Annotated in this window: 11 protein-coding genes; 8 read left to right on the top strand and 3 right to left on the bottom strand. The window is 68.1% G+C overall.

Annotated features, from left to right (window positions below; genetic code table 11):
• The first annotated feature begins 108 nt into the window (after positions 1–108).
• Together O1G22_RS10990 and O1G22_RS10985 are read left to right on the top strand one after the other, a co-directional pair.
• Positions 109–507 (top strand): OB-fold nucleic acid binding domain-containing protein, encoded by a 399-nt coding sequence (locus O1G22_RS10990; protein WP_270081195.1) that lies wholly within the window; start codon positions 109–111, stop codon positions 505–507.
• 3 nt (positions 508–510) lie between these two features.
• Positions 511–1,263, top strand: coding sequence for a DUF3159 domain-containing protein (locus O1G22_RS10985; RefSeq protein WP_270081194.1), 753 nt, complete (start codon positions 511–513; stop codon positions 1,261–1,263).
• Between the two features lie 62 nt (positions 1,264–1,325).
• Here O1G22_RS10985 and O1G22_RS10980 read toward each other — a convergent pair whose 3' ends face one another.
• The 3 genes from O1G22_RS10980 to O1G22_RS10970 form a co-directional block, all read right to left on the bottom strand.
• Positions 1,326–1,997, bottom strand: a complete 672-nt coding sequence (locus O1G22_RS10980) for a potassium channel family protein (protein WP_225102028.1) — start codon at positions 1,995–1,997, stop codon at positions 1,326–1,328.
• Complete coding sequence (locus O1G22_RS10975; RefSeq protein ID WP_225102029.1) at positions 1,997–2,668, bottom strand: potassium channel family protein; 672 nt, start codon at positions 2,666–2,668, stop codon at positions 1,997–1,999. The genes O1G22_RS10980 and O1G22_RS10975 overlap by 1 nt, the downstream gene beginning before the upstream one ends.
• A 354-nt stretch (positions 2,669–3,022) precedes the next feature.
• Complete coding sequence (locus O1G22_RS10970) at positions 3,023–3,166, bottom strand: hypothetical protein (protein WP_270086699.1); 144 nt, start codon at positions 3,164–3,166, stop codon at positions 3,023–3,025.
• Between the two features lie 161 nt (positions 3,167–3,327).
• On the opposite strand from O1G22_RS10970, the gene O1G22_RS10965 reads away from it, so the two are divergent.
• The 6 genes from O1G22_RS10965 to O1G22_RS10940 all read left to right on the top strand — a co-directional run bounded on the left by O1G22_RS10965 (position 3,328) and on the right by O1G22_RS10940 (position 14,174).
• The gene (locus O1G22_RS10965; protein WP_270081193.1) at positions 3,328–5,382 is read left to right on the top strand and encodes an APC family permease; all 2,055 of its coding nucleotides are present in this window, start codon (positions 3,328–3,330) and stop codon (positions 5,380–5,382) included.
• A 172-nt stretch (positions 5,383–5,554) separates the two neighbouring features.
• The gene (locus O1G22_RS10960) at positions 5,555–6,886 is read left to right on the top strand and encodes a class I SAM-dependent RNA methyltransferase (RefSeq protein ID WP_270081192.1); all 1,332 of its coding nucleotides are present in this window, start codon (positions 5,555–5,557) and stop codon (positions 6,884–6,886) included.
• Between the two features lie 2,509 nt (positions 6,887–9,395).
• Positions 9,396–10,049, top strand: a complete 654-nt coding sequence (locus O1G22_RS10955) for a restriction endonuclease (RefSeq protein WP_270081191.1) — start codon at positions 9,396–9,398, stop codon at positions 10,047–10,049.
• 39 nt (positions 10,050–10,088) lie between these two features.
• On the top strand, positions 10,089–10,484 hold the full coding sequence (locus O1G22_RS10950) for a hypothetical protein (protein ID WP_270081190.1): 396 nt from the start codon (positions 10,089–10,091) through the stop codon (positions 10,482–10,484).
• Positions 10,481–11,005 (top strand): caspase family protein, encoded by a 525-nt coding sequence (locus O1G22_RS10945; protein ID WP_270081189.1) that lies wholly within the window; start codon positions 10,481–10,483, stop codon positions 11,003–11,005. Before O1G22_RS10950 ends, O1G22_RS10945 begins: the two co-directional genes overlap by 4 nt.
• The gene (locus O1G22_RS10940; protein WP_270081188.1) at positions 10,956–14,174 is read left to right on the top strand and encodes an AAA domain-containing protein; all 3,219 of its coding nucleotides are present in this window, start codon (positions 10,956–10,958) and stop codon (positions 14,172–14,174) included. The genes O1G22_RS10945 and O1G22_RS10940 overlap by 50 nt, the downstream gene beginning before the upstream one ends.
• Positions 14,175–14,309 lie beyond the last annotated feature (135 nt).

The following is a 14,309-nucleotide window of genomic DNA, read 5'->3' as shown; positions in this document are numbered from 1 at the left end:
TATCACGGAGCCGGGGATGGGGTATCGGTTCGAGAAGTGAGCGGTCCTGCGGTTTCGAGGTGTGATCGGGGCTACGGCGGTGTCGGTGTGCCCCGGTACGCTTCAGGTATGAGTGCTGTTCCCCGTTCCGAGAAGCCGGCCGGCCGGTTCCGGCGCATGCTCGACCGGCTTTCCTCGTCGCAGGAGGACCTGGAGTCCGCGGAGCTGCGGGAAGACGCCGAGACCACGGGCTGCATCAGGATCGGCGACTGCCAGGACCGGCAGATCGTCACCGTAACTGGTACCTTGCGCACGGTCACCCTGCGTCCGCGCGCCGGAGTCCCGGCCCTGGAGGCCGAGCTGTTCGACGGCTCCGCGGCACTGGACGTGGTGTGGCTCGGCAGGCGTTCCATCGTGGGCATAGAACCGGGACGCAAGCTGATCGCATCGGGCCGGATCTCCATGAGCCGAGGCCGCCGGGTGCTGTTCAACCCCAAGTACGAACTGCGACCCCTCGGACGGGAGTAGCCGGTGACGTCCCTCGACAAGCCGACCGAAGACGCCGGTCAGGCGCAGACCGACGACGCCCGGGCGGTGACCGAGGCCGCCCTGTTCGAGGCGTTCGGCGGGGTCCGCGGCATGGTCGAGACGGTCGTGCCGGGCCTGCTCTTCGTCGCGATCTTCACGATCGACAAGAACCTGCACGTGTCGGCGATCGCCGCACTGATCGTCTCCCTGGTCCTGGTCGTGGTCCGCCTCGCGATGAAGGACACCGTCAAGCACGCCTTCAGCGGCGTCTTCGGCGTGGCCTTCGGCGTCGTCTTCGCGATGTTCACCGGAAACGCCAAGGACTTCTACCTCCCCGGCATGCTCTACACGCTGGGCCTCGCGGTGGCGTACATCGTCACGACCCTCGCCGGTGTACCCCTGATCGGCCTGATCCTGGGCCCGGTCTTCAAGGAGAACCTCTCCTGGCGCACCCGCAACCCCGGCCGCAAGAAGGCCTACGCGAAGGCGAGTTGGGCCTGGGGCCTGATCCTGCTGGCCAAGTGCGCGATCCTCTTCCCGCTCTACTGGTGGTCCGACACCACCAAGCTCGGCTGGGTCCTGGTCGCCCTGAAGATCCCGCCGTTCCTGCTGGCGGTCTGGCTCACCTGGGTCTTCCTGGCGAAGGCGCCCGCACCGATCGACGTCTTCGCGGAGATGGAGGCGGAGGAGAAGGCGGCCGAGGAGAGGAAGGCGGCGGCCACGGAGGCGGCCGGCCGGCACCGCCGGGACGCGTAGCGAGCCGTCGTACGACGCGAAAAGGGCGCCCTTGGCAGCAAGGGCGCCCTTCGTCGTGCACGTCAGCTTTCTTCGCGCCGCACCGACAGCAGCTCCTCCAGCTGCTCCTCCCGGGCCTGGGCGGCCACGAACAGCAGCTCGTCGCCAGGCTCCAGGGAGTCCTCCCTGGAGGGGGTGAGGACGCGGGTGCCGCGGATGATCGTGACCAGCGAGGTGTCCTCCGGCCACTGGACATCGCCGACCTGGGTGCCGGCCAGGGCCGACTCCTCGGGCAGGGTCAGCTCCACGAGGTTGGCGTCGCCGTGGCTGAAGCGGAGCAGCCGGACCAGGTCGCCGACGCTCACCGCCTCCTCCACCAGGGCGGACATCAGGCGCGGGGTGGAGACGGCCACGTCCACGCCCCAGGCCTCGTTGAACAGCCACTCGTTCTTCGGGTTGTTGACGCGGGCGACGACGCGCGGGACGCCGTACTCCGTCTTGGCGAGCAGCGAGACGACCAGGTTGACCTTGTCGTCGCCGGTCGCGGCGATGACGACGTTGCAGCGCTGCAGCGCCGCCTCGTCCAGGGACGTGATCTCACAGGCATCGGCCAGCAGCCATTCCGCCTGCGGCACCCGCTCCACCGAGATGGCGGTCGGGGCCTTGTCGACGAGCAGGACCTCGTGGCCGTTCTCCAGCAGCTCGGCCGCGATCGAGCGGCCGACGGCGCCGGCTCCGGCAATGGCGACCCTCATCAGTGACCGCCCTCCTCTTCCGGGCCCTGGGCGAACGACGCCTCGACCTTGTCCACGTCGTCCGTCCGCATCATCACGTGCACGAGGTCGCCCTCCTGCAGCACCGTCTGCGAGGTCGGCAGGATCGCCTCGCCCAGCCGGGTCAGGAACGCCACGCGGACGCCCGTCTCCTCCTGCAGCTTGCTGATCTTGTGGCCGACCCACTTCGGGGAGGCGTGCACCTCGGCGAGCTGCACCCCGCCGGTGGGGTCGCGCCACAGCGGTTCGGCGCCCGACGGCAGCAGCCGGCGCAGCATCTGGTCGGCGGTCCAGCGGACCGTCGCCACGGTGGGGATGCCCAGGCGCTGGTAGACCTCGGCGCGGCGGGGGTCGTAGATCCGGGCCGCCACGTTCTCCACGCCGAACATCTCGCGGGCCACGCGCGCGGAGATGATGTTGGAGTTGTCACCGCTGGAGACGGCGGCGAAGGCACCGGCCTCCTCGATGCCCGCCTCGCGCAGGGTGTCCTGGTCGAAGCCGACACCGGTGACCCGGCGGCCCCCGAAACCGGGGCCGAGCCGACGGAAGGCGGTGGGATCCTGGTCGATCACGGCGACTGTATGGCCCTGTTGCTCCAGGGTCTGGGCGAGAGCGGAACCCACTCTTCCGCAGCCCATGATGACGATGTGCACGACCGTCCTTCCGTGTCCAAAAGTTACTGCTCAGCATCAGGGTCTCAGACCGACGCCCAAAGCTACACAGCGGCGCCACGGGGTGGGCACCCCCGTGCGGGGGTTCGCCATGATCACCGTCCGCGATCATGCGCGTGAGCAGGGTCAGCGAACATGTGGATGCGCGGGGTGGTGATCAGGACAGTGCTCAGGGCGGTGGTCCGAGCGATGGTCAGGTCGGTGCTCAGGTGCGACGGTCGGTCGGTCGTGTGTACGCGCTTGTCGATGATCCCGCGTGCGGGTCGCGGATCACTCGCGTGCAGATCGGTGACCGCTCGCGGCCGGGGCGCGTGGATTCGCGTACCGGGCGCGCGGTCATGTGTGTACGGGTTGCCGTTCCGCCTCGGCGATCGCCGGGTGCGGGCGCCGGCGAGTGATGCTGCGCACGCTGCACAGGGTGAGGATTCCGACGCCGAGGAGGGCGAACGTCGCCCCGATCAGCTCCGCGGTCGCGGGCATGCAACCTCCGAGGTGCGATGACAGGCGGGGTCTGCCATCTAGGCACGGGGAGCGCGCGGACCACGGAATCCGCAGTTGTTCGCGCCTGTGATTTCACTCATGAGGCAGATCTGTGACACCGGGTGGGCGGCTGCCTGTTCGAAGGCCTACGATCCTCTGTCGTGTCCAAACTGACCGACGTGCCCAAACGGATCCTGATCGGGCGCGCACTGCGCAGTGACCGGCTGGGTGAAACCCTGCTGCCGAAGCGCATCGCACTCCCCGTCTTCGCCTCCGACCCGCTCTCCTCCGTCGCCTACGCGCCGGGCGAGGTCCTGCTGGTCCTGTCCATCGCGGGCGTGTCGGCGTACCACTTCAGCCCCTGGATCGCCGTCGCGGTCGTCGTGCTGATGTTCACGGTGGTCGCCTCGTACCGGCAGAACGTCCACGCGTATCCGAGCGGCGGCGGCGACTACGAGGTCGCCACCACCAACCTGGGTGCCAAGGCCGGCCTCACGGTCGCCAGCGCCCTGCTCGTCGACTACGTCCTCACCGTCGCCGTCTCCATCGCCTCCGGCATCGAGAATCTGGGCTCCGCGATCCCCTTCGTGGTCCAGCACAAGGTGCTGTGCGCGATCGCGGTGATCGTGCTGCTGACGCTGATGAACCTGCGCGGCGTGAAGGAGTCGGGCAAGCTCTTCGCGATCCCGACGTACGTCTTCGTCGGCGGCGTCTTCATCATGATCGCGTGGGGTGCCTTCCGCGGTCTGGCCCTCGGCGACACCATGCACGCCCCCACGGCCGACTATCACATCAAGGCCGAGCACCAGGGCCTGGCCGGCTTCGCGCTCGTCTTCCTGCTGCTGCGCGCCTTCTCCTCCGGCTGTGCCGCGCTCACCGGTGTCGAGGCCATCTCCAACGGCGTCCCGGCCTTCCGCAAGCCGAAGTCGAAGAACGCGGCGACGACGCTCGCGATGATGGGCCTGCTGGCCGTCACCATGTTCTGCGGCATCATCGCCCTCGCCATGACGACCAAGGTCCACATGGCCGAGAACCCGGCCACCGACCTGATCCACAACGGCGTCCCGCTCGGCTCCGGCTACGTCCAGAACCCGGTGATCTCCCAGGTCGCCGAGGCGGTCTTCGGCAAGGGCAGCTTCCTGTTCGTCGTCCTGGCGGCGGCCACGGCCCTGGTCCTCTTCCTCGCGGCGAACACGGCGTACAACGGCTTCCCGCTGCTCGGCTCGATCCTCGCCCAGGACCGCTACCTCCCGCGCCAGCTGCACACCCGCGGCGACCGTCTCGCCTTCTCCAACGGCATCGTGCTGCTCGCGGGCGCGGCGGCCATGCTCACGATCATCTACGGCGCGGACTCCACGCGGCTGATCCAGCTGTACATCGTCGGTGTGTTCGTGTCCTTCACGCTCAGCCAGACCGGCATGGTCCGGCACTGGAACCGCCACCTCGCGGTCGAGAAGGACCAGGCCAAGCGCCGTCACATGATCCGCTCCCGCGCGATCAACGCGTTCGGCGCCTTCTTCACCGGCCTGGTGCTCGTCGTCGTCCTGGTCACCAAGTTCACGCACGGCGCCTGGGTCGCCCTGCTGGGCATGTGCATCTTCTACGCGACGATGACCGCGATCCGGAAGCACTACGACGGCGTGGCCGAGGAGCTCGCGGCTCCCGAGGACCCGGCGGACGACGACATGACCCGGCCGTCGCGGGTGCACTCGGTGGTGCTGATCTCGAAGATCCACCGCCCGACGCTGCGCGCCCTGGCGTACGCCAAGTTGATGCGCTCGGACGGACTGGAGGCGCTCACGGTCAACGTCGACGCGGCCGAGACAAGGGCGCTGCGCGAGGAGTGGGAGCGGCGCGGCATCGACGTACCGCTGAAGGTGCTCGACTCGCCGTACCGCGAGGTCACCCGCCCGGTCATCGAGTACGTGAAGAGCCTGCGCGCGCAGTCGCCCAGGGACGCGGTGTCGGTGATCATCCCCGAGTACGTCGTCGGCCACTGGTACGAGCATCTGCTGCACAACCAGAGCGCCCTGCGCCTGAAGGGCCGCCTGCTCTTCACCCCCGGCGTGATGGTCACCTCCGTGCCCTACCAGCTGGCCTCCTCCGAGGCGGCCAAGCTGCGGGCCCGCAAGCGGCAGGAGTGGAACGCGCCCGGTGCGGTGCGGCGGGGGCCGACGGCGGATCGGGCCAAGGAGCCGTCGCCGGCGAAGGACTGAGCGCGGAGACCGGGCGCTCGGGGCCTGGGGCCTGGGCTTGGGGCCTGGGCTCGGGCCTGAGCTCGGGGACTGAGCCGGGGCTCGGCCTGTGGTGAACGGCCGGGTGGCAGCCACGTAGACTGGTGGGCTGTTGTCCGGCCGTTTCCCGTTCCCGATCTGGAGTCACCCCGCCATGCAGGCAGAACCGAAGAAGTCGCTGGTCGGGGAGGAGTACGAGGTCGAGATCGGCCCCGTCGCCCACGGCGGCCACTGCATCGCCCGTACGGCCGAGGGCCAGGTGCTGTTCGTCCGGCATGCGCTGCCCGGCGAGCGGGTGGTGGCGAGGGTGACCGAGGGCGAGGAGGGAGCCCGCTTCCTCCGCGCGGACGCCGTGCGGATCATGGAGCCCTCCAAGGACCGCGTCGAGGCCCCCTGCCCCTTCGCCGGCCCCGGCCGCTGCGGCGGCTGCGACTGGCAGCACGCCAAGCCCGGTGCCCAGCGCCGGCTGAAGGGCGAGGTGATCGCCGAGCAGCTGGAGCGGCTCGCGGGCCTCACGCCCGAAGAGGCCGGCTGGGACGGCACGGTGATGCCGGCGGAGGGCGACAAGCTGCCGGCGGGGCAGGTCCCGCAGTGGCGCACGCGCGTGCAGTACGCGGTGGACGCCGCGACCGGCAAGGCGGGCCTGCGCAGGCACCGCTCGCACGAGGTCGAGGAGATCGACCACTGCATGATCGCGGCGGCTGGGGTGTCCGAGCTCGGCATCGAGCGGCGGGACTGGACCGGCATGGAGTCGGTGGAGGCGATCGCGGCGACGGGTTCCCAGGACCGCCAGGTGATCCTGACCCCGCGCCCCGGCGCCCGCCTCCCCCTGGTCGAACTGGACAAGCCGGTCTCGGTCCTCCGGGTGGACGAGAAGTCGGGCGGCGTGCACCGCGTCCACGGCCGCCCCTTCGTCCGCGAGCGCGCGGACGGCCGTACCTACCGCGTCGGAAACGGCGGCTTCTGGCAGGTCCACCCGAAGGCGGCCGACACGCTGGTGACGGCCGTGATGCAGGGCCTGCTGCCCCGCAAGGGCGAGATGGCTCTCGACCTCTACTGCGGAGTGGGCTTGTTCGCGGGCGCGTTGGCCGACCGACTCGGTGAGAAGGGCGCGGTCCTCGGTATCGAGTCCGGCAAACGAGCGGTCGAGGACGCCCGCCACAATCTCGCCGACTTCCCCCGCGTCCGCATCGAACAGGGCAAGGTCGAGTCGGTCCTCCCGCGCACGGGCATCACCGAGGTCGACCTGATCGTCCTCGACCCGCCCCGCGCCGGCGCGGGCCGCACCACGGTCGCCCACCTCGCATCCCTGGGCGCCCGCAGGATCGCCTACGTCGCCTGCGATCCCGCCGCGCTGGCCCGGGACTTGGCGTACTTCCGGGAGGGCGGATACCGGGTGAGGACGCTTCGGGCGTTCGATCTGTTTCCGATGACGCATCATGTGGAGTGTGTGGCGATTTTGGAGCCTGCTGAGAAGGGCCGCTGACCTGCTGTTCCGTCGAGTGTGCATTGTGTGCGCTGTGGGCGTTACGGGCGATATCTTGACGCACATTCGACGCATGTGACGCACGTTTGACGCACATTCTGATGAAGCGTCATGTGGCCGTTCATGCAGGTGACGATGCGTCGGGTGCGGCCTGTCGGGGTTTCTTCTTTGTGGGCTCTTGGTGAAAATCCGTGGGTCGTGGCCCACTTTGAGCGGATGAGGTCTCGCGCCAACCCCTCACCGTCCTCGCCGAAGAAATGGTGGGTCTGTCCGAGGACCAGGTCGAGTTTGCCCACTTCGTCATCTCGCAGGGGAAGGGGGATGGTCGGGTCGGTGGGGCGTACCGAGGCTGGTGTGAAGATGGGGCGTCCGGACACAAAAATCGGGGCTTGCAGGGCCAGCCGTCAGGTGACGGCAGCCGGTTGAATTCGGCCGCACGCTTGGCCGCTTGGTCGATATCGGACTGTACCGCGGGGTTGACCAGCCGTGAGAGGAACCCCAGCAGGACCTCGTCCGGACCGTCGATGAGTTGAACCGCGGGTCTTCGAAGACCCAGTCGTCTTCCCAGTCGTAGTCGGCCACGCGGCGCTAGGTGGCGCTGACGTCGAGAGTGGGGCTTAGGACAGCGGGGGTGGCCTCGTCAGCGGCTCGCCAGCATGCGGCGCTGGGGTGCCGTAGGGCTCGGACTTGGAGACAGAGCACGGCTCCGCGGGCGTAGGCGGAAGTCGACGTCGTCTGTGGGACGGCCCCAGTGATGTGCCGTGCTCTTATTGGTCGCGCTTGATGGCACACGGCGAGAGAGATCAGTGGTACCGCCCGCGCCGATCTTCTCTTTAACACGGCTGCGGGCGGTAGGGGCCCCGTCAGCTTCGAGGGGGCCACTACCGTGTGGGCTGTGGTCTAGGGGTGGTGCGTCGCCGAGACCGATGCCGAGTGCGATGGCGTCACGCCGGACGGTGCCTTGTTGCCTGTTTCCGGTCCGCTGGCCAGGGCCAGCAGTAACAGGAACAGCAGGAGACCGCATCCGCCCGTGCCCGCCGCCACGGCGAGGGTGCGAGGGCTGATGGACCGGTGGTGCCCGCGTACACGGGTACCGTCCGAGCGGTAGTAGGGACGGACATAGGCTGTCGGTCCAGTGGAGATTGGGCGGGGCCGCGGCCCAGGAGTGGGACGTGGGGCTGTACGTCGGGACGCCGCATGGGGCTGCGCGGCGCGGGGCCGGCTGCGGCGGTTGTGGCCTTTGACGTAGGTGCCGTCGCGGCGGTAGTGGGGGCGTACGTAGGTCACGGGCAGTCCTTAACGGTGAAGGGGGTGGTCAGTGCCCTGCGGGCGAGGTCAGGTGTTCCTCGGTTCGGCATTCGACGATAGCGACCGGCGCTGACAATCCAGGACGGCCAACTCGACGACGCTGCACAGAGGTTGGATGGCAGCCAGCGATTTTCTGGCGAGCGAACGCGACGTTGGGCCGGTTGACAGGGCCGGTCCAGGGGCGAATCTGGAACAGTGGCCTCCGTCGTTGGCGCGAGGAACTGCCGGGCATCGCTGGCCAGACTTGCTCCGCCTACTCCTCGCGAGTTGCCTGCCGTACTTCAGGAAGTCGCGGCCGTCCTAGGCCAGGACGGCGACGTGCCCGTTGCCGCTCCGTGTCGCCTTGATCAAGCCAGACTGCTCCGGCGCCCAAGCCGTGTCGACGATTTTTGCAGAGAGCTATGCGTCAGCAGCCCCGCAGTCTCTCGCAGCAGGCAAGCGGTAATGGGGCCCGCATTGCCGACTTCACTTGCGATAGGCGCAGGTCGAGAGTCGCTCAGGCCGTCGGCCACGTCGACAAGCACTTCGGCGCGCCGACAGGCCAGTCGCGTGCGCCGTCGGAGGTGGCCAGTCTCGCCGCGAGCGTGGCAACGGCCAGGTGCTGGGGGAGGAGGATCGGTGAGAGCCTGAGGCCGCGCACCGCTCGGCGAGCTGGCGTACCAGGGGCATCCGGCCGCTGCTCCCACCACGCTGGAACGTGTACTCGTCGAAGCAAAGGGTCCATGGGGCAGCGGATGCACAGGGCGTAGTCGAAGATCGGGAAGCGCCTGCGGAGCGCCAGGATGGCGCGCGGGAGGAACGAGTGAACCTCGTCAGCGCTCCCATGCGTCCTCCGCTTCCATCGATTCGGCTGAAGAAGTACTGGTCGGGACAGTGGTTTTCCCGATACTCATGAAGACTTGTTTGGGGAACCGGGGGATCCGTTGCTGCTTGTCATCGCGTTACTGGTGATCGGTGGGTCCGTGCTGGTGTCGCGTTGCGGGGGGCCGACAGCGTTCCACCGGCCGTGTCGTCGCAGGCGCAGGGGGCTGTTCGCGCGTTGCCGAGACCATGCCTCCACTCTGGTCACGATTACCGACCTGGCGGGACTCGCGTTGTTCGGTCTCGCATTCGGTATGTGGGCGCTCTTCGGACCGGAGGTCTGATGCGGCGTCGGCGGAGCCAGGGAGGATGGGCTGCAGTTCCCTGGTGGGTGTGGGGCGTGGGTGCCCTGGCCGGGGTCAGTGGGCTGTGGCGGGCAGCCGAGCAATGGCCGGTGTGGACAGGCACCGCGCTGACCGCTGTGGCAGTGGGGCTGGGCCTGAAGCCGGGGCGGATGGCCGTACAGAGATGGGCCAGTCGCTCGGCGCTGCCCGCGGGGCCGGTGCGCTATTCGCTGGCTCATCTCGATGCCCTCGCCCCCCAGGAGTTCGAGCTGGCAGTCTGTTCCCTGCTGCGCAGGGACGGACTGACCGCGGAACATGTGGGTAAAGCGGGGGACAAAGGCGCCGACGTACTTGTCGTCGATCATTCGCAACGGCGGGTCGTCGTGCAGTGCAAGCGGCTGCGGGCGGACCGAAAGGTCGGGGACCAGGACGTCCAGCGGGTCAATGGAACGTACCGCCACGACCATGGTGCCCACTTCGCCGTGATCGTCACCACCGGTGGTTTTACGGCAGCTGCGCGAGCCAGCGGTCCCCGCTATGGGATTTACCTGGTGGACCGGGACGCCCTCCAGAGATGGGCGGACCTCGGTGAGCCGCTGTACGGGATCCTGCGAGTTCCGGACGAGGGCGCAAGGCGCAGGCGTTGGGCACCCGGATCACGGGGGACAGGAAGAATCGCTGGGGTGACGGCGAATCAGCAGCGCCCGTAACTCTTTCATTACATGCAAGTCAGCAGTGCGAGGGGAAAGATGTCCGACGAGATCGAGTCCGCGCGCATCCAGGTGTTCGGCGCCGACCCGCGACATGCGGAGCTCGAAGCGAAGGAGCTCCGTGAGGTGCTGAACCGGCTGGACGGCGCAGAAGTGCGCTTTGCCCCGCCTGAGGCGCCGCGAGGTACGGAGGGTGCGAAATGGCCGGCACTGCTGACCCCGGAGGTCGTGCTCATCCTCACCACAGGCACCCTCGCGCTGGCGAGGACCGCCATCAAGGCGTGGGTCGAGGTCCGGAAGAGCCGCAGCGTGCGCGTGGTGCATTCCGACGGAACGGTCACGGAGTTCAAGGGCGGAGTGTCCGGGCGCGAGGTGAAGGCACTGCGGGACGGCCAGGGCGACAGGCCGGAGACCGGTTCGGGAGACGACCGATGAGCCGCAAACATGCCTTACTCGTGGGCACCGCCGCCTATGCGGACGTAGCCTTCCCCGCTCTGCCCTCCGTGCGCGCAGACGTTCACTACCTGAGTCAGGTGCTGGAGATGCCGGCGGTCGGAGGGTACGAGGCGTGCGTTCGGGTCGAGGACTCGTCGAAGGCGGCGATCAAGCAGGCCGTCGAACGGTTTCTGAGGGAACGCGAGCCTGACGAACTGGTCGTGCTCTATCTCAGCGGTCACGGGGCGTACGACCGTGAAGACGGCCAGCTGTACTACGTCACCACGGACACCGAGGCCGATCGGATACAGCAGACCGCCCTCGACGCCTCTTTCGTGACCGACCAGTTGGAGAAATGTGCGGCTCGCCGTAAAGTCCTGTTGCTCGACTGCTGTTTCAGCGGCAGCGCAGGGCTTCCGCAGCAAGGGGGCTTCACAGTCGGCCACTGCACCGGTCGTCGAGGCCGGTGGAGTGCACGTCATCACCGCGTCACAGCACTGGGAGCAAGCATTCACCACTGATGCGGATCAACCCTCGCAGTTCACCAGGGCGATCGTCGAAGGTCTGCACTCCGGACAGGCGGACTTGGACGGCGACGGACAGGTCTCCGCGAACGATCTGTTTCGGCACATCAGCCGTGACCTGCAGAAAGCAGCCGACGGACGCCGGCAGACGCCGACCCAGTCCAGTCTTCACGTGACCGGCGACATCTATCTCGCCCGTGCCGCCGTCGGCCGTCAGATACCCGCCCTCAAGCCGCTGCCTGCCGGGCACACCGCAGTGGCCGACGGAGCCGGTGGGGTGACTCCGGCACCAGTCAAGGCCACCCAGGCGGTACACGACGACTCCGCCTTCACTGACGTCGAATGGGCACAGTTGCTGACGTACTACCAGCACTGTCTGGAGGCGGAGAACGCCACCGACGAACTGCTGCCACTGGTGGGAAGCGATCCTCCACGCGCGGTCTGGCCAGCCGGGGAGGAAGTCCTGCTCTCCGGCACGGAAACCACGGTTCAAGCGCCGGAACGTGTCGTGGACCTCGCCGAGCGTGCCCTCAAGGATGGCGCCGACCTCTGGTACGGATACCCCGTCGCCGTCCTCTACGACGGCAAGCGGCAGGTGTGCGCGCCGCTCGCCATGCGTCAGATCGAGATCGAACGCGGTCCGCAGGGACGCAGCATGGTCACACCCACAGGACCGATCGCCCTGCATCCCAAACTCGTCCTCGACCGGCTGGGCAAGGACGAGGGCAAAGAACTGCTCGCCGCCTACCAGCCCAACTGGCGGCCGGGATTTCGTGAGGACATGGTCCGTGACCTGCGCAGTCTGCTGCAGGAGCTGGGACTGCCCGACACGGAGCACCTCGATCCCGGATCGCTCGGTGACGGCAGCTCGCTGTACGCCGCGCATGAGGGCGTCCGCAATGTGGCGGTCGTCTTCGCCGCACGGCCGGACACCGCGGCCACCGCACAGCTGATGAAGGACTACAGAACGCTGCAAAAGAGCGTGGGGCAGTTCGCAGGCACCGCGCTCGGAGCATTTACTGCGCCGGCGGCATCAGGAGCGGACGAGAGCGCCGAGCAAGAGGTACAGGTTGTCGCTCCCCTGGAACTGAACGAAGGACAGCGAGCGGTCATCCGGGCTGCCATGGTCCGCAAGCTCACGGTTGCCACCGGGCCGCCTGGCACCGGGAAGAGCCAGCTCATCGTCAACGCGGTCGCCACGGCCAGAGCGGCCGGCCAGACCGTGCTCGTCGCCTCGACCAACAACAAGGCGGTGGACGAGGTCTGGGAGCGTTGTGAAGCCCTGGCTCCGGGACTTCTCGTACGGACGGGCAATCAGACGGCCGTCGAGCATGAGTTGCGGACGCTGGAGCAGCTCACCCGCAGCGTCCGGCCTCACCAGTCTTCCCAGATGTACCGCGGTGAACTGCGGAACCACCTTCGGGGGCAGGAGGCGCTACGTCGTCAACTCGCGCTGGTCGCCCGTCGGGAACGAGAGCTGGCCGCCCTCGGCCGGCTGCGCTTCTCCTACGCCGAACGACACCATGGCGACCCTCGGACGCTTGCCGCCGCTCTGGGCGACGATGTTTCCCTCGGCCGGTGGCTGCGCCGGGCTCGCACGGCGGTCCGCCTCGGGATCTTCGGAGGTTGGCTGCGGGGCCGATGCCTGCGCGCTCTCGCCCCGCTGCCCGTACAGGTTGCAGGGCGCCAAGACTTCGCCGACCTGCTGTCTTTCGCGGAAGCCGAAGCCGCCTGGCGACGGAAGAGCACCGAAGCCGATGCGGCACCGGACGACGCCGAACTTCTCATGATGCTCCGGGAGACCGATCGACAGGTTCGAGAGACGTCGGCAGCACTGCTGCAGGCTTCGGTGGCGGAGCAGGCAATGACCGCACGTGCGGCCATACACGACCGCATCGACGCCGTGAAGTCACGATCACCGCGGCAGTGGTCGTCCTTGGAGCGGATCCTGCCGCAAGTGTCCGGCTGGGCCGTCACCGCGAGGTCCCCACGACGGTTCCGGGACCGCGCCGCCCTCTTCGACCTGGTCATCGTCGATGAGGCGAGCCAGTGCTCCACGCCGGATGTGCTGCCTCTGCTCTTCCGCGCACGGCGGGCCCTCGTGATCGGGGATCCCATGCAGTTGCAGCACATCACGACACTTCAGCCCCGGCAGGAGGCGGAGGCACACCGTGGGGCGGGGCTGCGGGCGAGCTGGCTTGACGAGCACCGGTTCGAGCACCGCCGCTACTCCGCGTTCCACGCGGCTGCCCGCGCGGCAGGGGAAACCCTGCTGCTGGACGAGCACTTCCGCTGTCATCCGGACATCGTCGGCATTTCCAATCGGCATTGTTACGGTGACCGGCTGACCGTCCTCACCGAACCGTGGTCTTTGCGACGCCTCGACGGAGTCGAGGCGGTGCAGTGGCTCGATGTGGTGGGAACGGCGCGCAGAGGCAGCAACGGGTCGTGGATGAACGAGGAGGAGGCAGAGCGCGTTCATCTTTCCGTGGAGCGGTTGCTGATGCGGCTGCCTGAAGGTTCGACGGTGGGGGTGGTCACTCCTTTCCGTGCCCAGAAAGATCTGATCGCCGAGCGCTGGAAGCACGAGAAGCGCGTACGGGTCGGCACGGTGCACACGTTCCAGGGAGGACAGCAGGACGTGATCCTGTTGTCCTTGGTCGCGGGTGCGAGAATGCGCCCCAGCGCGGTCAACTGGCTCTGCCGCGAGGTCAATCTGTGGAACGTGGCCGTCACCCGCGCCCGTTCGCATCTCATCGTGTTCGGCGACCGCGACTTCTGGTCGGTTCGGGCGGGCATGCCGCATGCACTGCTGGACGCGGCTGAGGCCAAAGCTCCACTGCCTTCGCTCGCTACAAACTCCGGGCAGCAGGACGAACTTGTTGGCGACCGGCTTCAACTCATGCTGACGGACGCGATTTCCGGTGTCCTGCTCGACAGGAACGTCACGGTTGACGGCTACCCCTACGACTTCGACGTCCGCCGAGGCACGGGCGCTGCACAGGTCCGGCTGGACCACGGGGCGCCCTCAGACATGGAGGACGCACGCCACTTGAGGCTCGCCCTCAGCCACACGGCCCTGCTGCCGAACGGCGTGCGGCTGCCTGCCTGGCATGTGTGGGCCGATCGAGCGGAGCGAGTGACAGCGCGGCTCGATGACCGGTGAGGATGCCGAAGCACAGGATCTGGTCGAGGGCATTGAATGCGCCCCAAACGCCAAGGTCCTCGCATTACCATAAGTCCGGGGGGATCTCGGTGATTTGGCCTGCGTGCCGGTGACCGGCACGTCAGCAATGCCCCA

The organism is Streptomyces camelliae (assembly GCF_027625935.1).
GTDB lineage: Bacteria > Actinomycetota > Actinomycetes > Streptomycetales > Streptomycetaceae > Streptomyces > Streptomyces camelliae.
Note: the sequence above shows the minus strand (reverse complement) of the source record. Positions and strands in the feature narration are given on the sequence as shown.